General features: G+C 70.4%; 13 protein-coding genes. 10 read left to right on the forward strand and 3 right to left on the reverse strand.

What is annotated here, in order from left to right:
• Positions 1 to 303: 303 nt before the first annotated feature.
• The 7 genes from ACYQ2W_RS11050 to ACYQ2W_RS11080 all read left to right on the forward strand — a co-directional run bounded on the left by ACYQ2W_RS11050 (position 304) and on the right by ACYQ2W_RS11080 (position 8,908).
• A complete protein-coding gene (locus tag ACYQ2W_RS11050; RefSeq protein WP_459866458.1) occupies positions 304 to 4,176 on the forward strand; it encodes a non-ribosomal peptide synthetase in 3,873 nt (1,290 codons plus the stop codon).
• On the forward strand, positions 4,176 to 4,703 hold the full coding sequence (locus ACYQ2W_RS11055) for a cache domain-containing protein (RefSeq protein WP_459866461.1): 528 nt from the start codon (positions 4,176 to 4,178) through the stop codon (positions 4,701 to 4,703). Before ACYQ2W_RS11050 ends, ACYQ2W_RS11055 begins: the two co-directional genes overlap by 1 nt.
• A 268-nt stretch (positions 4,704 to 4,971) precedes the next feature.
• Complete coding sequence (locus ACYQ2W_RS11060; RefSeq protein ID WP_459866464.1) at positions 4,972 to 5,532, forward strand: YqgE/AlgH family protein; 561 nt, start codon at positions 4,972 to 4,974, stop codon at positions 5,530 to 5,532.
• Positions 5,533 to 5,639: 107 nt separating this feature from the next.
• Positions 5,640 to 6,107, forward strand: a complete 468-nt coding sequence (gene ruvX, locus ACYQ2W_RS11065; RefSeq protein WP_459866467.1) for a Holliday junction resolvase RuvX — start codon at positions 5,640 to 5,642, stop codon at positions 6,105 to 6,107.
• On the forward strand, positions 6,107 to 6,610 hold the full coding sequence (pyrR, locus tag ACYQ2W_RS11070) for a bifunctional pyr operon transcriptional regulator/uracil phosphoribosyltransferase PyrR (RefSeq protein ID WP_459866494.1): 504 nt from the start codon (positions 6,107 to 6,109) through the stop codon (positions 6,608 to 6,610). The genes ruvX and pyrR overlap by 1 nt, the downstream gene beginning before the upstream one ends.
• Positions 6,611 to 6,647: 37 nt before the next feature.
• Positions 6,648 to 7,631 carry an aspartate carbamoyltransferase catalytic subunit gene (locus ACYQ2W_RS11075; protein ID WP_459866470.1) on the forward strand — a complete coding sequence of 328 codons (984 nt, stop codon included), beginning with the start codon at positions 6,648 to 6,650 and terminating at the stop codon, positions 7,629 to 7,631.
• Positions 7,631 to 8,908 (forward strand): dihydroorotase, encoded by a 1,278-nt coding sequence (locus ACYQ2W_RS11080; protein WP_459866473.1) that lies wholly within the window; start codon positions 7,631 to 7,633, stop codon positions 8,906 to 8,908. Before ACYQ2W_RS11075 ends, ACYQ2W_RS11080 begins: the two co-directional genes overlap by 1 nt.
• Before the next feature lie 257 nt (positions 8,909 to 9,165).
• On the opposite strand, the gene ACYQ2W_RS11085 is transcribed toward ACYQ2W_RS11080, so the two are convergent.
• Positions 9,166 to 10,965, reverse strand: coding sequence for a response regulator (locus ACYQ2W_RS11085; RefSeq protein ID WP_459866476.1), 1,800 nt, complete (start codon positions 10,963 to 10,965; stop codon positions 9,166 to 9,168).
• A 19-nt stretch (positions 10,966 to 10,984) separates the two neighbouring features.
• Positions 10,985 to 12,433, reverse strand: a complete 1,449-nt coding sequence (locus tag ACYQ2W_RS11090; protein WP_459866479.1) for a methyl-accepting chemotaxis protein — start codon at positions 12,431 to 12,433, stop codon at positions 10,985 to 10,987.
• A gap of 401 nt (positions 12,434 to 12,834) precedes the next feature.
• On the opposite strand from ACYQ2W_RS11090, the gene ACYQ2W_RS11095 reads away from it, so the two are divergent.
• On the forward strand, positions 12,835 to 13,566 hold the full coding sequence (locus ACYQ2W_RS11095; protein WP_459866482.1) for a sulfite exporter TauE/SafE family protein: 732 nt from the start codon (positions 12,835 to 12,837) through the stop codon (positions 13,564 to 13,566).
• A 179-nt stretch (positions 13,567 to 13,745) separates the two neighbouring features.
• Here the strand turns inward: ACYQ2W_RS11095 and ACYQ2W_RS11100 are convergent, their stop codons facing one another.
• Positions 13,746 to 14,936: a PQQ-dependent sugar dehydrogenase gene (locus ACYQ2W_RS11100; RefSeq protein WP_459866485.1), complete on the reverse strand. Its 1,191-nt coding sequence runs from the start codon at positions 14,934 to 14,936 to the stop codon at positions 13,746 to 13,748.
• 133 nt (positions 14,937 to 15,069) lie between these two features.
• On the opposite strand from ACYQ2W_RS11100, the gene ACYQ2W_RS11105 reads away from it, so the two are divergent.
• Both ACYQ2W_RS11105 and ACYQ2W_RS11110 read left to right on the forward strand, forming a co-directional pair.
• Positions 15,070 to 15,888, forward strand: coding sequence for an esterase/lipase family protein (locus ACYQ2W_RS11105; RefSeq protein WP_459866488.1), 819 nt, complete (start codon positions 15,070 to 15,072; stop codon positions 15,886 to 15,888).
• A gap of 335 nt (positions 15,889 to 16,223) precedes the next feature.
• On the forward strand, positions 16,224 to 20,102 hold a 3,879-nt coding region (locus ACYQ2W_RS11110; RefSeq protein WP_459866491.1), incomplete at its 3' end, for a fibronectin type III domain-containing protein.

The following is a 20,102-nucleotide window of genomic DNA, read 5'->3' on the forward strand; positions in this document are numbered from 1 at the left end:
ATGAGCCCGCTGCTTTCGTTCGCGTCGGCGCGGTAGCGCCGACCTACGTCTCGTTCGGGGAGCGTGCGGTATCGGGAACGTTTTTTCGATAGACGCTGTGAGAGTTTTGCATCTCCATGCAGGCACGGGGCGGAATGGCAAGGCGTGACCCGTGAAAGGTGCACGGATCACAATTCAGGGGAATCCGGCGCGTAACCGCGGGCCGTCTTCGGTATCCTCGGTGGGTCATATCCACTCCTTGCAGGGTTTTTCCATGGTTCGTTCGGCGCGCCTCGTCCGCCCATTCGCCAACGGAGATGGATCGTGAGCGGGAGTCACCCCCTCTCCCTCAGCCAGCGCGAGGTGTGGCTCGACTACCGGGCCTACCCCGACAGCGCGCACCTCAACATCGGCGGCTGCTGTTTCCTCGACGGCCCGCTGGACCGCGAGCGGTTGGCGCAGGCGTTGGGGCTGCTGGTGGTGGAGAGCGAGGCGCTGCGCCTGGTGCCGTTGCCGGAAGGCGGGCAGCGGTTGCTGGAGCGGGTCGGCGAGCCCCTGGAGTTCCACGACTTCGGCGATGTCGACGACCCCTCCGCGGCGATCCGGCAGTGGTGGCAGGCGGCGTTCCGGCGTCCCCTCTCCCTCGATGGCGAAGGTCGTCCCTGGCGGGTCGAGCTGTTGCGTGCCGACGACCGCCGCCACGGAGTGATGATCCTCTTCCACCACCTGGTGATGGACGGCTGGGGCACCGCGCGGGTGTTCCAGCGCTGGGCGGAGCTGTACAACGCCCTGGAGGCGGGGGAGGCGCCGCCGGCGAGCGGCGATCCCGGCTATCTGCGCTTCATCGAGGAGTCCCTCGCCTACGCCGATTCCACCGCCTACGCCAAGGACGCCGCCTTCTGGCGTGAGCATCTCCCCGTGCCGCCGGAGCCGCTGATCGAGCCGCGTCGCGCCGCCCGCGCCGATGGCGCGCTGCCCGAGGCGCGGCTCCATACCCATCTGCTCGCGCGTGAACTCTACGACCGCCTCGGCCGTTTCGCCGAAGGGCAGGGGGGGAGCGTCTTCCACCTGTTCCTGGCGGCGCTCGCCCTCTATTACGGCCGCCTCCACGGCCGCCGCGAGGTGGTCATCGGCGTGCCCAGCCTGAACCGCGGCGGGCGGCGCTACAAGGCGACCCTGGGGATGTTCGTCGGCGTCTTCCCGCTGAAGGTGACCCTGCCGGAGGAGGGCACGGTGGCGGAGCTGCTGGCGGAGGTGGCGGCGGCGCTGCGTGCGGCCTATCGCCATCCGCGCTATCCGTTGAGTGCGCTCGGCCGCGAGCTGGAGCTGATCCGCCACGGCCGCGATCGGTTGTTCGATGTGCTGCTCTCCTTCGAGCGCCAGGACTACGCGGTCCGTTTCGGGGAGGCGGTGTTGACGGAGGCGCGCCAGCTCTTCACCGGTGTCGCCCGCTACCCGCTGGCGCTGACCGTCTGCGAGTTCCACCCGGAGCAGCCGGTGGAGCTGGTGTTGGAGGGTGCCGCCGACTGCTTCGCCGAGGGCGAGCCGGCGCTGCTCGCGCGACGTCTGCACCACCTGGTGGAGGCGTTGGCCGCGGACGCCGGCGCACCGCTCGCCGCCGCCGACCCCCTGCCCGCCGAGGAGCGGCGCGAGCTGATCGACGGCATCCACGCCGAGGTGCCGCACCACGACGACCCGACACCCTTCATCGCCGCCTTCGAGCACCAGGCGGCGCTACGCCCCGACGCCGACGCCCTGCTGTGGGAGGCCGGCCGGCTGGAGTACGGTGAACTGAACCGCCGCGCCAACCGCCTCGCCCACCGCCTCCGCGAGCTCGGCGTGGGGCGCGAGGAGGTCGTCGCCCTGGTCATGGAGCGCTCGCCGCAGGTGGTCGCGGCGATCCTCGCGGTGGCCAAGGCGGGGTGCGCCTTCCTTCCCCTCGACCCCGACGCGCCGCTGGAGCGGCTCGCCGATATCGTCCGCCAGAGCGATACACCGCTGCTGCTCACCCAGTCCCACCTGCTGGAGCGGCTCGCCGCCCTCGACGTGCCGCTGCTTGCCCTCGATGCAGCCGACAGTCCGCTGCTCGATGCCTCCTTGCCGGACGGGAATCCGGACGCCCCGCCCACCGCCGGTGAACTGGCCTACGTCCTCTTCACCTCCGGCTCCAGTGGCCGCCCCAAGGGGGTGATGGTGGAGCACGGCGCCCTCGCCCGGCGGCTGGCCTGGCTCGCCCGCAACTACGCCATCAGCCCCCGTGACCGTGCCGGCCAGTCGACCCAGCTCATCTTCGATCCGGCGCTGATCGAGCTGCTGCTGCCGCTCAGCCACGGTGCCAGCGTCGCCCTGCCGCCGCCCGGCCGGCTGCCGGCGGAGCGGCTGGCGCGCTTCGCCGCCGCCTTCGGCGTCACCTTCATCGCCTTCGTGCCCTCGACGCTGGCGCGCTTCCTCGCCGCCGCCGAGGGGCTCGACGGGTTGCGCCTGCGGGTCGCCTGCTGCGGCGGCGAGGTGCTCCCCCCGGCAGTGGCCGAGCGCTTCACCCGCCGCACCGGTGGCCGCCTCTACAACGTCTACGGCCCCACCGAGGCGACCATCTTCGCCACCGCCTGGGCCTGCGAGACGCTGGCCGAGGGCGAGGTGCTGCCGGTCGGTCGTCCGGTGGACGACAGCCGCATCTACGTGCTCGACGACGCCATGCAGCCGCGCCCTACCGGCGAGGCGGGCGAGATCTACATCGGTGGCGGCGGCCTCGCCCGCGGCTACCTCGGCCGACCCGACCTCGACGCCGAGGCGTTCCGCGCCGATCCGTTCGTGCCGGGCGGGCGTATCTACCGCACCGGCGATCGCGGCTACTGGGGGGCCGACGGCAACCTCCACTTCCTCGGCCGGGTCGACCGCCAGGTGAAACTGCGCGGCTACCGCATCGAGCCCGGCGAGATCGAGGCGGCGCTCGCCGCCGAGCCCGGGGTGCGCGCCGCGGCGGTCAAGTTGGTGGGACGCGAGGGGCGGCGGGCGCTGCACGCCTGGGTCGCGACGCAGCCGGGCGCCGCGCCCACCGCCGAGGCGCTCCAGCGCGCCCTGCGCCGACGCCTCCCCGACTACATGCTGCCGCGCGGGATCACCGCGCTGCCGCGGTTGCCGGAGAGGGTGAGCGGCAAGATCGACTACAGCGCCCTGCCCGAGCCGGTGGAGGGCGTGGTGAACGGCGGTGGAGGCCGCCCGCGCAACGGTCTGGAAGGGCGTCTGGTCGAATTGTGGCAGGAGGTGCTGGGGCGCACCTCCATCGGTATCCACGACAACTTCTTCGAACGGGGCGGCGACTCCCTGGCGGCGGTCACCCTGCTCTCCGCCGTCGATGCCCTGAGCGGCCGGCGCAACCCGCTGTCGTTGCTCACCGAACACCCGACGGTGGCCGAGCTGGCCGCGGCGCTCGCCGGGCGGATGGGGGCCGGCTCCCTGCTGGTGACCCTCGGCGAGGAAGGGGGCTACGGCGAGACCCCGCTCTATCTGGCCGCCTCCGGCCATGGCGATGCCCTACGCCTGGCGCCGCTGGCCAAAGCCCTGGCCGGCACCTACACCCTGCACATGCTGCAACCGCCGCTGGCGGCGAGCGGCGTCCCCTTCCGCACCCTCGGCGAACTGGCCGAGCGCTACGCCGACCTGATCCAGGAGCGCACCCTGGAGCGTGACGATCCGCCGCCGCTGCTCGCCGGCTTCTCGGTGGGCGGCATCACCGCCCTGGAGACCGCCCGCGTCCTCGCCGCCCGCGGCGTGGCGATCCGCCGCCTGGTGCTGCTCGATACCGTCTACCCCCACTGGTTGATGCGCCGCGCCCTGCCGTGGCGGCTGTCGGCGTGGCTGGTGCGCACCCTGCGCTTCCAGGAGGTGACGATGAACGGCCGCACCCTCGGCTCGCTGTTCAGCGACCCCGGCCTCAGCGCCCAGGTGTGTGCGCAGCGCAGCCTGCGCCCGCAGCCCTACGCCGGTCCCGCCACCCTGATCGTCTCCTCCGGCGTCGCCCGTTGGGAGCGGGTGTTGTTCGGTCCGTGGTGCCGGCTGCTCGGTGCCGGGCTGGAGGTGTGCCGGGTGGCCGGCCATCACGGTACCATCTTCAACCCGGAGCACGTCGCCGAGCTGGCCGCCCGGCTGCGCGGCGACCTCCCGCCCGAATCCCCCCAACCACCCGGAGAAACGTGATGTCCATTCACCATTCCCACGCCCGCCTCTTCATCCTGCTGCTCGCCACTTGGTTGGCGGCGCTTGCGCCCGCCGCCCGCGCCGCCGATTCCGCCCCCGATTTGGCCGACGCCCAGGCCTCCAGCGAGGCCGCCACCCACGCCATCGCCCTGCTGGAGCGCACCGCCGCCGCGTTGGCCGAGGACGCCGCGGCGACCCTCGCCGCGATCAATGCCGGCCAAGCCCCCTACCGCGACCCGCAAGATCCGACCCGCTACGTCTTCGTCTACGACATGCAATTGACCATCGTCGCCCACTACCGCCACGACTTGGTGGGACGCAACATGAAGGGAGTAGCCGATGCCGACGGCAAGTTCTACCGCGATGACATCCTCGCCGGCGCGAAGAAGGCGGGGAAGGGTTGGGAGGACTACCACTACAGCAAGCCGGACGCCGAGGGGATCCATCCCAAGCGCGCCTACTATCAGCGGGTCACCGGCTCCGACGGCAAGGCGTACATCGTCTGCAGCGCCATCTATCTGGATTGATACGCCGCGGCGGGGGAGTGGTGGCGCTCCCTTCCCCGTGCCGCAAATGCTGCCGATGGGGGATCTGTTCACCCTCACCGAACTCCATCGGCTCCCGTAGCCGGCGACGTTCCACCCGCGCGGCAGCGGGCGGAACCGTCAAACGCGCGTTCTTTATCGAGCAAACCGCCGGCCGGGGCATCCAGGAATGAATCCCTGGATGCCCCGGCCGGCGGTTTGCTCGATCGCCCCTTGCGGCTGTTGTCGCGAGTTCGGATACTATCGCTCCATGAACGCCTCCACCTCCCTCACCAACCACTTCCTGATCGCCATGCCGCAGCTGGCCGACCCCAATTTCCATCACACGGTCACCTACATCTGCGAGCACAACGACGACGGGGCGATGGGCATCGTCATCAATCGCCCGACCGAACTCCATCTGGGGGAGATCTTCGAGCACATGGGGATCGACGCCCGCGGGGCGCGGGCCGACCTGCCGATCTATACCGGCGGGCCGGTGCAGCAGGATCGTGGTTTCGTCATCCACCGTCCGCCGGGACGCTGGGACTCCACCCTGCCGATCGCCGAGGAGATCGCGCTGACCACCTCCAAGGACATTCTCGCCGCCATCGCCCTGGGCGAGGGGCCGAAGGACGTGCTGATCGCCCTGGGCTACGCCGGCTGGGGGGCCGGCCAGCTGGAGCAGGAGATGGTGCAGAACGCCTGGCTGAGCGGCCCGGCCGATCCCGGCATCCTCTTCCAGATGGCCCACGAGCGGCGCTGGGAGGCGGCCGCCGCGCTGCTCGGCGTCGACCTCAATCTGCTCTCCGGCGAGGCGGGACACGCCTGATCCCGTGAGGGTCCTGTATCCCAATCACAGATCGGACGAACCGCAGATTCAACAAAGCAAATATCTGCGCCAATCTGCGTTAATCTGCGGTTGGATCTTCTTCCGGGATGCAGAACAGCGACGAACTCATGACGGTTGATCCCGCCAGTGGCACCGTGCTCGGCTTCGATTTCGGCCTGAAGCGCATCGGCGTGGCGGTCGGCCAGGGGGTGACCGCCACCGCGGCGCCGCTGACCACCCTCAAGGCGGTCAACGGCAAGACCGACTGGGCGGGGATCGAGCGGCTGCTGGCGGAGTGGCGGCCGGTGCTGGTGGTGGTGGGGCTGCCGCTCAACATGGACGGCAGCGAACAGGAGCTGACCCGGGCGGCGCGCAACTTCGGCCGCCGGCTGGAGGGGCGGTTCCACCGTCCGGTGGCCTTCGTCGACGAGCGGTTGAGTTCGGTGGAGGCGCGCGAGCGGCTCGCCGGGCGGGTCCGCGACTGGCACCGCGCCGAGCAGGCGGGAACGGTGGACCGGGAGGCGGCACAGATCATTTTGCAGAGTTGGTTCGACCAGCGGGAGCGTGCGGTGTGATTGGAGCGCAAGCGGTGGAGCGGCTGATCGCCGCCATGGCCGAGAACCTGAAGGTGCATCTCGCCGAGCGGGGCATCGAGGATGCGGCGATGGTCGGCATCCATACCGGCGGGGTGTGGGTGGCGGAGCGGTTGCATCGTCGACTGGGGCTGGCCGACGCCCTCGGCAGTCTCGACATCTCCTTCTATCGGGACGACTTCACCCGCATCGGCATGCACCCCGACGTGCGCCCCTCCAACCTGCCGTTCGAGATCGAGGGGCGCCACATCGTGCTGGTGGACGACGTCCTCTACACCGGGCGCACCATCCGCGCCGCCCTCAACGAGCTGTTCGACTACGGCCGCCCCGCCTCGGTGACCCTCGCGGTGCTGGTCAACCGCAACGGCCGCGAGCTGCCGGTGGAGGCGGACGTCTCCGGCATGCAGCTCGACCTCATGCCCCACGAGCACATCAAGCTCACCGACGCCGACGACCTGACCCTGGTGATCCAGCGGGCCCCCTGAATAACGATCCATCTACCCCGCGCGCCGACGAGAGCCCATGAACCCCCACTACGCCCTCCAGGTCAACGCCGACGGCAAGCTGCGCCACTTCCTCACCGTGGAGGGGCTGCCGAAGGAGCTGCTGACCCAGATCCTCGACACCGCCGAGTCCTTCGCCGGGGTCCACGCCCAGCAGGTGAAGAAGGTGCCGCTGGCCCGCGGCAAGACCATCGTCAACCTCTTCTTCGAGAGCTCCACCCGCACCCGCACCACCTTCGAGCTGGCGGCGAAAAGGCTCTCGGCGGACGTCCTCAACTTCAACATCGCCACCTCCGCCACCTCCAAGGGGGAGAGCCTGCTCGATACCCTGCACAACCTGGAGGCGATGCAGTCGGACATGTTCGTGGTGCGCCACAACGCCAGCGGCGCCGCCCACTTCGTCGCCCGCCACGTCGCCCCCCACGTCTGCGTGGTCAACGCCGGCGACGGCCGCCACGCCCACCCCACCCAGGCGATGCTCGACATGTTCACCATCCGCCGCAAGCTGGGGCGGGTCGAGGGGTTGAAGGTGGTGATCGTCGGTGACATCAAGCACTCCCGCGTCGCCCGCTCGCAGATCCATGCCCTCAACATCCTGGGCGCGGAGGAGGTGCGGGTGGTGGCGCCGAAGACCCTGCTGCCGCCGCAACCCGAGTCCCTCGGGGTGCGGGTGTTCCACGACATGGACGAGGGGCTGCGCGAGGTCGACGTGGTGATCATGCTGCGGCTGCAGAAGGAGCGCATGGCCGGCGCCCTGCTGCCCAGCGAGCAGGAGTACTTCCACCTCTACGGGCTCACCGAGAAGCGCCTGGCGCGGGCCGCCGACCACGCCATCGTGATGCACCCCGGGCCGATCAACCGCGGGGTGGAGATCGACTCCGAGGTGGCCGACGGCGAGCGTTCGGTGATCCTCCAGCAGGTCACCTACGGCATCGCGGTGCGCATGGCGGTGATGTCGATGGTGCTGGGCAATCAGGCCTCCAGCCTGCGGGAGGGCGAGTAATGCGTATCCGGATTCATGGCGGGCGCATCGTCGACCCGGCCCAGGGGGTGGACGGGGTCCAGGACCTCTACATCGTCGAGGAGAAGGTGGTGGCCCTCGGCGCGGCCCCGGAGGGGTTCGTCGCCGACCGCGAGATCGACGCCGGCGGCCGGGTGGTGATCCCCGGGGTGGTGGACCTGGCGGCGCGGCTGCGCGAACCGGGCCAGATGGAGAAGGCGGACATCGTCAGTGAGAGCCGCGCGGCGGTGGCCGCCGGCATCACCACCGTGTGCATTCCCCCCGACACCTGGCCGGTGATCGACGAGCCGGCGGTGGTGGAGCTGATCCGCCGTCGCGCCGAGCAGGCCGGTGCCGCCCGGGTGGTGACCCTCGGCGCGCTGACCCAGGGGCTCGCCGGCGAGCACCTGGCGGAGATGGCCACCCTGCGCGAGGCGGGCTGCGTCGGCATCGGCAACGCCCGCCGGCCGCTGGCCAACCCGCAGGTGCTGATGCGCGCCATGGAGTACGCCGCCAGCCAGGGGCTGACCCTGTTCCTCGATCCCGAGGAGCCGTCGCTGGCCGGCGGCGGCTGCGCCCATCAGGGGGCGGTCGCTTCGCGCATGGGGCTGACCGCCATCCCCGAGGCGGCGGAGACCGCGGCGGTGGCCCGCGACCTGGCGCTGATCGAACAGACCGGGGTGCGCGCCCACTTCGGCCGCCTCTCCAGCGCGCGGGCGGCGCGGATGGTGGAGCGGGCGCGGGAGGAGGGGCTGCCGGTGAGCGCCGACGTGGCCGCCCACCAGCTCTTCCTCACCGACGAGGCGCTGGAGGGGTTCGATGCCAACTGCCACGTGACCCCGCCGCTGCGCACCCGAGGCGACCGCCAGGGGCTGCGCGAGGCATTGGCCCGCGGCGCGGTTGGTGTGCTCTGCTCCGACCACCAGCCGCACCAGCCCGACGCCAAGCTGCTCCCCTTCCCGCTCACCGAGCCGGGCATCTCCGCCCTGGAGACGCTGCTGCCGCTGGCCCTGCGGCTGGTGGAGGAGGGGGTGCTGACCCTCTCCCAGGCGGTGGCGCGGTTGAGCTGGGAGCCGGCGGAGGTGCTCGGGCTGCCGGTGGGGCGCCTCGCCCCGGGAGCGCCGGCGGATCTGTGCATCTTCGATCCCGCGGCGCGCTGGCGGCTGCGCGAGTCGGCGATGGTCAGCCGCGGACGCAACACGCCGTTCCTGGGCTGGGAGTTCGCCGGGCGGGTGACCCATACCGTGGTGGCGGGGCGGCTGGTCTACAAGGCTACCTGAACCGGGACTGTCTGGTTACGACGCTCCGCGTCGTAACCAGACGCCTTGGACGCTCTGCGTCGTAACCGTCCATTCTCTGGTTATGACGCTCTGCGTCGTAACCGTCCATTCTCTGGTTATGACGCTCTGCGTCGTAACCGTCCGTTCTCTGGTTATGACGCTCTGCGTCGTAACCGTCCGTTCTCTGGTTATGACGCTCTGCGTCGTAACCGTCCCTTTTCTGGTTATGACGCTCTGCGTCGTAACCGTCCACCATCCTACCCCCGCGGATTCTCCTTCCACGCCGCCAGCGCCTCCAGGGATTGCTCCACCAGCGGGTCCACCTGCGCCAGCAGCCCGCTGATCGGTTCCCGCTCCCCCTCCCTGGCGTGGCGCTCGAGCTCGGCGGCCAGCGCCCGTAGCCGATCCAGGCCGTTGTTGCCCGCCGCCCCCTTCAGTTTGTGGGCCGCCGCGCGCAGCGGTTCCAGCTCCCCGGCCGGGTCCATTGCCGCCAGTGCCTCGGCGGTCTCGCTGATCGACACCGCGCCGGTACGGGTCACCTTGTCGATCCACACCGCGCTGAGGTCGAAGATCATCTCGGTGAGCCGCTGCGGGTTGAACACCGCGGCGGCCGGCTCCTCGGCGGCCTCGGCGGGGACGGCCGCCGCCGGCGCGTCTGGCCGGTCGCTCCACGCCCGGGGCGAGAGCAGCGCACGCAGCTTGTCGAGGGTGAGCGGCTTGGTGATGAAACGCGGCATCCCCGCCTCCTGGGCGCGGGCCTCCTCGCGCGGGTCGTCGGTGGCGCTCATGGCGACGATGCGCGGTGGGAGGGGGGATTGGGCGAGGATCCGCCGGGCCGCCTCGAAGCCGTCCATCTCCGGCATCTGCAGGTCCATCAGCACCAGCTCCGGGGTGTGCTCCGCCGCCCGTTCCACTGCCTGGCGGCCGTCCACCGCGCGGATCACCCGGCAGCCGGACTGCTCCAGCAGGGCGGTGACGATCATCCGCGTCGCCTCTTCGTCCTCGGCCACCAGCACGGTGGTGGTGGCCCCCCCCTCCAGTGCCGATTCGCGCGCCTCCACCGGCAGCTCCAGCCAGAACCGGCTCCCCTCGCCCGGCGCGCTCTCGACCCCAAGGCTGCCGCCCATCGCCTCGGTGAGGGCGCGGGCGAAGTAGAGCCCCACCGCCTCTCCTTCCGTTTCGTCGGGGTCGACCCCCGGCTCGGTGAGGGCGGCGATCCGCTCGCGGCTGAGGCCGGGGCCGCCGTCGCTTACCGTGATGCGCAGGCGCAGGCGGTCGTTGCCGGTGTGGAGCGGCTCGAGGAAGACCCGAATCAAGCGCGAACCGCCCGCCTCCACGGCGTTCTCCAACAGGTGGTCGAGGGCGCGGCCGAGGCGCCCGGGATCGCCCACCAGGGTCGGTGGCAGTCCGTCGTGGCACTGCTGGCTGAGGGTGATACCGCGCTCCGTCGCCCGCGCCCCGTGGCGGGCGAGCAGCTCTTCGGCGAGACGGCGCGGGGAGAAAGGGTGGAGGTCGACCTCCAGGCGGTCCCCTTCGAGGTCTCTCAGGTCCTCCAGGTCGGCGAGTCGCCGCTGGAGGGCGGCGGCGCGGGCGAGGCGCTCGCGGCGGTCGCTGTCGCGTAGCACCGCGACGGTTTCCCGCAGGTGGCGGCGCAGGCCGCCGGCGACCCGTCGGTGGAGGCGGGCGGAGCGCTCCGCCCGTCGCCTCGTCCGCTGCTCCTGGAGCAGCCGCGGGCAGGGCGACTCCCGCTCCTCCGGCAGGGCGTCGTCCGCGGCCGCCCGGGCGGGGAGGGGCTTGCGGGGTTCCTGCGGCGGGGCTTCGACGGGAGCGGGCTCCTCCGATGTCATGCGGCTCATGGTCGACGGATGGGTCGATGGAAGGGGCGATGGAAGGGTCGACCGTGGGGGCGGCCGCGGGCAGGGGGTGATCAGCAGGGCGGCGAAGAAGAGCAGGCCGAGGGCGTAGAACTCCGCCCGCCCGGTGAGCAGGGCGGCGATCAGGGAGGCCGCGGTAGGGACGGCGGCGATGAGCAGACGGGTGCGCCGTTGTCGATCCATCGTTGCGCTGCGCCAGGGTTCAGTGTTGCGGGTGCTTCTCGGCGATCAAGCGGTCCATCAGCTCCATCAGCTCCAGGCTCGCCTCCTCGCCGGCGTAGAAGCTGTTGAGGATCTCCACCTGGTCGTCGCGGCAGCGGCCCCAGTTGCGCTCCAGGCAGGTGGTGCCCTGGCGGAAGCTTTCGTGGACCTTGACGTGGGGGGCGGTGAGGGCGGCGAAGGAGGGGAGATGGCCGAACCGTTCACGCCCCTCCTGCTCGTACCAGCGGCCGAGGTCGCACTGGGCATGGGTCTGGCGCACCGCGCGGGCCTGCTCCGAGTCGTTCCCTTCGGTCATCGCGATGTAACCGTTCTGCTTGTAGATGATGTGGTGCACCTTGAGCAGCGAGGTGTAGCTGATGTCCTGGGCCAGTTGCAGCCGTTCGACGGTGTGGTTGGAGGCCTCGGCGAAGCGGGCGAAGCGCTGCTCGAACTCGCTTATCACCCCGCTGGAGCCGCTCGCCTCCTCGCGCATGGTGGCGGTCTCGGCGATCATCGCCTCGGCCTGGCGGCGGAACGAGGCGACGATCTGGCCCACCTCGCCGGTGGCCTGCTTGGTGTTCTCGGCGAGGCTCTTCACCTCGTCGGCGACCACCGCGAAGCCGCGGCCGTGCTCGCCGGCGCGGGCCGCCTCGATGGCGGCGTTGAGCGCCAGCAGGTTGGTCTGTTCGGCGATCTCGGTGATCATCGTCAGCACCCGGCCGATCTCCTCGCTCTGGCGGTTGAGCTTGCCGACGCTCTCGCCCATGGCGTCGATCTGCCCGCCGATCCGCCCGAGGGCGGCGACCACCTGGCCCACCGCCTGCTGACCGCTCAGCGCCTCGGTGGCGGTCTCGCCGGAGGCCGCGCGCACCGACTCCATTTCGCCGTTGATCCGCACCAGATCGTTCTGGTTCTGGTTGAGGTTCTTCATCAGATTGCTGGAGTTGAGCAGCCCCAGCTCGGAGAGCAGCACGTTCTTCAGGTTGTTGTTGGCGTTGTCCTCCAGCACCTTGAGCGATTGGCCGATGCGCCCGAGCATGTCGGCGAACTCGCCGTGCAGCCCCTCAGGGAAGGCGCGGCGGGAGAAGTTGCTCTCGCTGGCGGCGTGGAAGGCGGCCTTCACCTCGCGCACGAAGGTCTCCAACTGGTCGAGCAGATCGTTCATCGCCCAGCCGGTGCGCCCCAGCTCGTCGCGGTCGCCGAGGTGGGTGAAGCGCTCCTCGAAGCGCCCGGCGGCCATCCGCTCGGCGACATCGCAGGTGTGCACCAGTTGGCGGTGGAGCCGGCGCAGGGAGCGCTGGAGCAGGCCGAGGATGGTCAGCGCGAGGAGGCCGGTGGCGATCGCCGCGGCATCGATGCCGTTGCGGTAGAGGGAGATTCCGGCAAGCAGCAGGACCAGCGCGGTCAGGCCGAGCAGGCCCCATTGCAGGCGGGCGGTCAGGCTGTGCATGGTGCACGGCTCCGTAGTGTCGAGGGTTAGGATGGCCGGGGGACTCACCCCGGTAACGTTCCGGACTCGGGCCATGAGGGACGCGGAAAGAATAAATTACCCCGAATTGCTTGTCTCGCGGCCCGTCTTCGGCGTTGCGGCAAGGGCTACCTGGCCGGGCGATGCGCCCCTTGCCGCGCGATGTGCGGGGACGTGCAAGTGTCGCGGGAGGCAGGACGCCGGGAGCGACCCTTGAAGACGAGCCGCGATCCGGCGCAATTCGGGGTAATTTATTCTTTACGCGTCCCTAACGAATTGATTGATAGCGTTTGGATGATAGGGGAATTCCCGGGCGAGGGGAAATTGACCCGCTGTCCCGGGGAGAGTAGGGTACGCGCCCCTCTCCGCCGACATCACCCGCGATGCTCGAAAGCCTGACCATCTCCCAATGGGGCGCGGTCGCCGCGATCCTCTTCGCCGCCTACTTCGTCCGCGGCATCGCCGGTTTCGGTTCCGCCCTGGTAGCGGTGCCGCTGCTGGCGCTGCTGCTGCCGCTGATCGTGGTGGTGCCGGTGGTCGTGCTGCTCGATTACCTCGGCTCGGTGGGGCACGGCTTCGGCAATCGTCACCACATCCAGTGGCGCGAACTGTGGCCGCTGCTCCCCTTCACCCTGGTGGGCATCGTCGTCGCCCTCTACCTGCTGCACCGAGTGGAGCCGGGGCTGTTGACCAGCGCGCTGGGCGGTTTTGTCATCGCCTATGCACTCTATTCGCTGCTGCCGCTGCCCGAGCTGCGCGGCTCCCGCGTGTGGTCCATCCCCGCCGGCTTTCTCGCCGGCCTGGTGGGCACCCTGTTCGCCACCGGCGGACCGTTCACCGTCATCTATCTCACCATCCGCGGGTTGGAGAAGGCGGCCTTTCGCGGCACCATCGCCACCGTTTTCCTGCTCGACGGCGGCATGCGGCTGGTCGGTTTCGCGGTCAGCGGGCTCTACGCCCGCGACGCGCTGCTGCTCTCCCTGGCCGGCCTGCCGGCGGTGGCCGCCGGGCTCTATGTCGGGGGGCACGTCCACACCACCCTCTCGCGTGGCGCCTTCGTCCGCATCGTCGCCGTGGTGCTGCTCGGCTCCGGTGTCGCGCTGCTCGTGAAATAGAAGGTCAAAGGTGAAAGGTTAAAGGCGAAAGGACCTTTGTTCGACGCTACCCGTTCTCTCCACGTCGTACCGTTTGGAGAGCGATATGTCAGATTGGCATGGCCTGTTTTCCTTTAACCTTTAACCTTTGACCTTTCGCCTTTTACCTGGCGCCGAAAGGCTCCGGTCCCCCAAGGGGATTACTCCTTGCGCAACCGGAACAGCCCGTTGGTCCCGCCGTCGCTGGTGAAATAGAGCGCCCCGTCGGGCCCCACCCCGACGCCTACCGGGCGTGCCCAGCGGCTGCCGTCGACGCGCTGGAAGCCGCTCACCAGCGGAACCACTCCCGTCGCCCGATTCCCCTCGAAACGCACCGCCACCAGGGCCGGCGGCCGCCGGCTGGCGGCGCTGCCGTAGGCGCCGCCGCCGGGGCGGGTCCCCCAGGAGCCGTGCAGCGCCACCACCGCGTCGCCGACCAGCGCCTTCAGTCCGGCCCCGTCGGGGACGAAGGCGGCCCCCATGGGGGCGTTGCGCGCGGGGAAGGTGGCCGCCGGCGCCGTCACCTCCGCCGCCGGACGGGGCGGATCCCGTTCGATGCAGGCGTCGCGGCGGATCGCGTGGCCGTCGTACTGGAACCACGGCATGCCGTGGAAGGAGTCGGGGGTGAGGCGGCTGAAGTACTCCGGCGGCAGGTCGTAGCCGAGGTGGTCGGGGCCGTTGTTGGAGGCGTAGAGGGTGCCGTCCCGAGGGCGCCAGGCGATGCCCACCGGGTTGCGCAGGCCGCCGGCGTAGGGGCGCCAGACGGGCGGATCGGCGCCCTCGTCGAGTACCAGCACGCCGCCGCGTCGCTGGTCGAAAGGGTAGCCCTCGCCGATGTACTGATCGCTGCAGTTGCCGCTGATCCCCAGGGAGACGTAGATCCGCCGGTCGGGGCCGATCACCACGCTGCGGCTGTTGTGTCCCGAGCCGGCGGGGAGCGGAGCCACTCGGGTGAAGGCGCCCGCCTCGATGTGTTCCGTCCCGTCGTGGTAGGGGGCGCGGTAGAGACCGTCGGTCTTCGCCACCAGCAGGTCGTTGCCGCGCAGGGCGACGCTGTGGGGGTAGCCGTCGAGGGTCGCCAGCACCTGCGGATCGGTGTACGGGGGCGGCAGCCGGTAGAGGTTGCCGGAGCGCGATCCGATCAGCAGCTCGCCGCCGGGGGCGAAGGTGAAGAGCCGTGGCCCGTTCAGCCGGTTGGTCAGCAGCTCCAACTGGAAACCGTCCGGCACCTGCACCGCCTCCTGCCGGCCGGCCGCCTCGATGGTGCTTTCGATCAGCTTGACCGGCTGCGGGGCGGCCAGGACGGTGGCCGGGACGATGAGGGAGAAGAGGAGGGCGAGGAGGGGTTTCATGTTCCGGTCGGCTCCGCTGTTATTCCGCCCACCCACTATAGTCTGCCGGCGTGGGGACTTCGATTCGGCGGCTTGTCCTTCGTGGTATAAAAAGCGCGTCCGAACCTACCCCCCGTCTCCGAAGAGGTCCGCCATGTTCCGCTCCCCCCTGCTCGCCCTCCTCTGGCTCGCCCTGCTCGTCGCCACCCCGGCCCGTGCCGATCTGCTGGTGCTGGTCCACGGCTGGGCCGCCGATGCCGATACCTGGTTTCGTTCCGGAGTGGTGCCGGTGCTGGAGGGCCACGGTTGGCGCGATGGCGGGGTGGTGGTGGCCGGGCCGGGCGGGGTCTACCGGGTGGGCGGCCGGGGTGACGGCGAGCGGACGGTCTATCGTGCCCAGAGCATCGCCGAGGCGCCGCTTACCCTCCAGGCGGGGCAGCTGCTGGCGGAGCTGCGCTACCTGCGCGCCCGCTACCCCGACCAGCCGCTCCACCTGGTGGGCCACTCCGCCGGTGGGCTGGTGGCGCGGCTCGCCCTGGTGGCGCCGGGGGCGCCGCGGGTCGACACCCTGATCACCATCGCCACCCCAAATCTGGGCACCGGGCGCGCCCTGCAGGGGTTGGAGGTGGCCGAGGGGCGGCCCTTCTTCTGTCCCGGTCCCGGGGTCGATTTCCTCAAGGAGATGGTGGGGGGCGGCAGCTACCGCTACCTGCGCGACTCCCGCGCCGCCCTGGTGGATCTGACCCCCGTCGCGCCGGGCAATCTCACCGACTGGCTCAACCGCCAGCCCCACCCCGACATCGCCTATTACGCGGTGGTGCGCCAGGGGGGCGACGCCCTGGTCCCCGCCTTCAGTCAGGACCTCAACCAGGTTCCCGCCCTGCGCGGTCGGGCCACCCTCTACCTCACGCCGGCCGGCCACGGCCTCACTCCGGCCGACGGCGAGCTGGTCGCGCGGATTCTTTCCCTCTAGCCCGCCTTTCTCACCAGTCTCCTACTGCGGCCGCCGATCTTCCCGCTGTGACGGGGCGTGCTCCCTCCGGGCTCCTCAACATAGTGTCAGCTATGCCATCGTCACCCTCCGGTCCGCGCGCCCCGTCACAGCGGGATCTCGGTGCCCTCGCTACGGAGACTGGTGAAAAATGCGGGCTAGTAAAAACCCGTAGGAAAATTCCGGGCTCCAAATCACCATTTATGTTCTGGAACCGAACATACGTTCGTGCCGATAATTGAGGAAAATCCTTAGCATGATCGGCTGATTTTCGCGATTGCGCGGGTCGGGCGGTCCCGGAGATGGAAGGGAACCTCATGGACGCGCGTTGGTCGGCTTTTCGCTTGGTCGGGTTGTTGTGTGGACTGCTGTGGGGGGCGCCGGGCCTGGCCCATACCCTGAGCGGCACCGTTTTCGGCGGGGCGCAGGCGCTGCCGGAGGCGCAGGTCGAGGTGCGCGACGCGACGAGCGGATCGCTGGTCGCCACGGTGACCACCGGCGGGGACGGCGGCTATGCGGTGACGGGACTCGTCGGGAGCTACCGCCTGACGGTGGTGCCGCCCGCCGGCAGCGCCTATCAGGCGTCCCAGGTGGATGCGGTGGCGGTGAGCGACGGGGACGCCACGCAGAACGTCTTCCTCCTCGCCGCCCACGCCGTGTGGAGCGGAACGCTGTTCGGCGCCGACGGGGTCACCCCGGCGAAGAACATCCGGCTGACGCTCTACAACGCGGCCACCCGCAGCTTGGCGGGGCAACTGACCACCGGCCCCGATGGTGCATTCCGCTTCCAGGTGGATGCGGCCGACTACCGGGTGAAGGTGGACAAGGAGGCGTGCGCCGCCACCGGGGGGGTGGGCACGCCGGGCTTCTTCCAACTGGCCGACTGGCAGGTGGTCAGCGTCGCCGGAGACACCCAACGGGATCTCTCCCTGCCGTCGTTTTTGACCCTCCGCGGCCGCACCGTGGACGAGGCCGGCAATCCCCTCGCCGGCGTGCGCATCAGCAGCCTCGCCTCGGGGCAGACCGACTTGGGAACCTATGGCGTACGTGAGGGTGACGACGGCTGTCCCCGCTTTTCCGCAACCGATGGCAGCTACGAGCTGACGCTGTTGCCGGCCGACTACCGGATCCAGTTGATCCCGCCTGCCGGCGGGACGCCCGCCTACACGGTCCACCCGCAGGTCGCGGTCGTCGATGGGGGGCCGCTGGACCTGGTGGTGCATGATGGCGTGCGGGTCCACGGCGTGCTCACCGCGGCGGACGGGGTCACCCCGGCGGACAACTTCCAGATCCATATCGAAGAGCGCTACCGACGGGTGCGGGTGGCCAGCGTGACCACCGCCGCGGACGGCAGCTACAGCGTCGATCTGGCACCGGACAGTTATGCGCTGTCGATCGAGCGGAGCGCCTGTGCCGGCGGCAATCTGGCGGCGCCCACCGCTCTATTGATCGACCGCTACCACAACTTCAGCGTCTCCGGCGAGACCACCCTGGACGTTGCCCTCCCCGCGATGCAGACGGTATCCGGCCACACCGTGAACGGCGGTACGCCGGTGGCGGGGGTGGGTATTCAGGCGACGGCACGCTGGTATACCGAGGATTACGTCACCTATACCGTCACCCTCGGCGCCGAGGGTTGCCCGGTACACTCCGGGAGCGACGGGAGCTACTCGTTCACTACGCTCCCCGCCGCCTACCAGCTCACCCTGGAACCTCCCGCGGGGGGGGCGCTGGCGACCACGCGCCTCGTCGATTTCGCCCTCGGCGACGAGCCCGCCGTGGATCTGCCGGTCGATGGGCCGGTCGAACTCAGCGGCACGCTCCTCGCCGCCGACGGCACGACCCCGGTGGCCGGCGTCTGGGTGGGCCTCTACGCCGATGGAGCGGTCCCCACGCTGATCGACTACGACGTTACCGGTGCCGATGGCCGATACCGCTTTTCGGCCGCCCCCGGGCCGTACGCCTTCATGCTGAGCAAGTCCCGGGTCAGTGACGATACCGTGGTGACCTCCGGCCGTTTCTATTACCACCGCTATCAGTCACTGACGCTCACGGGCGACACGGTCCAGGATATCGTCTTGCCCCCCTATTACACCGTGGCGGGCTTCACCACCGACGGCAACGGCGTGCCGGTGCCGGGAGTCGGCGTGAGCGCCAACGGAGACTCCTCCGCGGACGGTCGCTATTTGAGGGACTACTACCCGGACGGGACGAGCGGCGAGCTGATCACCTCCGCGCTTGACGGCTCCTATCGCCTGGGGTTGGCCGGCCGCAGCTATCAGTTCAAGATCTATCCGCCGGCCGACAGCGGCTTTCTCGATACCGTGGTGCCCGGTGTCGAAATCACCGGGGCGACCCGCAACGACATCATCCTCCAGCATCTGGATCAGACCGCTCCGCGGATCCTCTCCGGCCCTCACGCCCGCCAGATCGGCGCCACCAGCGCGGTGATCGAGTGGCTTACCGACGAACCGGCCGATGGCGCGGTCAGCGCCGGCTCCGCCCATGCCGAGGAGGGCGCCTTCTCCACCGTCCACAGCGTGACCCTTACCGGTCTCGCCCCCGCCACCGACTATGTCGCCGACGTCTCCTCCAGCGATGCGGCCGGCAACGGCCCGGTCACCGCGACGGTCGCCTTCCGCACCGGCGAGCAGGCCGACCGCACGCCGCCGGTGATCATCGAAGGGCCGGTGATCACCGCCATCGGCGCCGATCAGGCGACGGTGGAGTGGCGCACCGACGAGCCGGCCGACGGCGTCGTCCTCGCCGCCGACGGCAGCGTGTGGGCGCGGGACGGCGGGTATGCCGTCGAGCACCGCTTCCGTCTCAGCGGGCTCTCCCCCGCCGCCACCTATGCGCTCACGGTCGGCTCCAGCGACGCCCTCGGCAACGGCCCCACGCAGAGTGCGGAGGTCACCTTCACCACCCTGGCGGCGGCGGATACCGTACCCCCGGTGATCGTCGCCGGGCCGATCGTCACCGGCATCAGCGATCGCGAGGCGATGGTCGAGTGGGAGACCGACGAGCCTGCCACCAGCGGCGTCTCGTTCAACGACGGTGTCCACTATCAGGTGCTCAGCGATGAGCGTCCGCTCACCCGCCACAGCGTGACCCTCACCGGACTGGCCGCAGCCACTGCCTATCAGGTGACCGTCTCCTCTTCCGATGCGCAGGGCAACGGGCCGACGTTGGGCACCCCGTTCACCTTCACCACCCTGGCCGCCGCCGACGTCACCCCGCCGATGTTGATCGGCGAGGTGCGGGTGGTGGGGCTGACCCATCACTCGGCGCTGATCCAGTGGCGAACCGACGAGCCGGCCGACGGGGTGGTGGCCTTCGGCACCGCCGCCGATGCCCTCGACGGACGGGCGACCGAGAGTCGTTTGACCGTCCAGCACTCGGTGCAGCTCACCGGGCTCGCCGCCGACACCCTCTACCACTTCCGGGCGAGCTCCAGTGACAGCGCCGGCAACCGCTGGACGTCGGCGCTCGCCACCTTCCGCAGTGCGGCACTCCCCGATACCGCGGCACCGCTGTTGCTGGAGACGCCGCAGGTGATCGGCGCCGACGCCACCTCCGCCACCCTTTTCTGGGTGACCGACGAGCCCACCGACGGGGTGGTCTCCTACGGGCTCGGCGGCGCCACCGACCGCACCCTGGGCGACGGTCGCCGGCAGCGCGAGCACCGGGTGACCCTCACCGGCCTCACTCCCGGCGCGGCCCACTCCTTCCTGATCCAATCCTGCGATCTGGCCGGCAACCCGGTGCGTTTCGAGAGCATCGCCGGCGAGCGGCGGGCCGCCGGCGGCGGCTTCACCACCCCGGCGCAGGCCGATGTCACGCCACCGCAGTTCGTCGAGGTGCCCGCCGCGCTCTATCTGGCGCTCGACCGGGCGGTGATCCGCTGGCGGACCGACGAGATCGCCGACAGCCGGGTGGCCTACGCCCCGGCCGCCGGTGGCGAGGGACGGACGGCGGCCGAGTTGGTCCAACGCTTCGATCACCAGCTGGTGCTGACCGGTCTCACCCCGGGGACCGCCTATCGCCTGACCGCCTCCTCCAGCGACGGCGCCGGGAATCGGGCGCAGGCCGCGCCGATCACCTTCCAGACGCCGGTCGCGGCGGACCTCCAGGCGCCGGCGCTGATCGCCGGGCCGGAGGTGAGGGTGAGTGGCGGCGTGGTGGAGGTGCGTTGG

The organism is Endothiovibrio diazotrophicus (genome assembly GCF_054657215.1).

Coding starts and splice junctions, on each gene's coding strand:
- ACYQ2W_RS11055 (WP_459866461.1), top strand. CDS start 4,176: ATGTCCATTCACCATTCCCACGCCCGCCTCTTCATCCTGCTGCTCGCC.
- ACYQ2W_RS11060 (WP_459866464.1), top strand. CDS start 4,972: ATGAACGCCTCCACCTCCCTCACCAACCACTTCCTGATCGCCATGCCG.
- ruvX (WP_459866467.1), top strand. CDS start 5,640: ATGCAGAACAGCGACGAACTCATGACGGTTGATCCCGCCAGTGGCACC.
- ACYQ2W_RS11075 (WP_459866470.1), top strand. CDS start 6,648: ATGAACCCCCACTACGCCCTCCAGGTCAACGCCGACGGCAAGCTGCGC.
- ACYQ2W_RS11080 (WP_459866473.1), top strand. CDS start 7,631: ATGCGTATCCGGATTCATGGCGGGCGCATCGTCGACCCGGCCCAGGGG.
- ACYQ2W_RS11085 (WP_459866476.1), bottom strand. CDS start 10,965: ATGGATCGACAACGGCGCACCCGTCTGCTCATCGCCGCCGTCCCTACC.
- ACYQ2W_RS11090 (WP_459866479.1), bottom strand. CDS start 12,433: ATGCACAGCCTGACCGCCCGCCTGCAATGGGGCCTGCTCGGCCTGACC.
- ACYQ2W_RS11095 (WP_459866482.1), top strand. CDS start 12,835: ATGCTCGAAAGCCTGACCATCTCCCAATGGGGCGCGGTCGCCGCGATC.
- ACYQ2W_RS11100 (WP_459866485.1), bottom strand. CDS start 14,936: ATGAAACCCCTCCTCGCCCTCCTCTTCTCCCTCATCGTCCCGGCCACC.
- ACYQ2W_RS11105 (WP_459866488.1), top strand. CDS start 15,070: ATGTTCCGCTCCCCCCTGCTCGCCCTCCTCTGGCTCGCCCTGCTCGTC.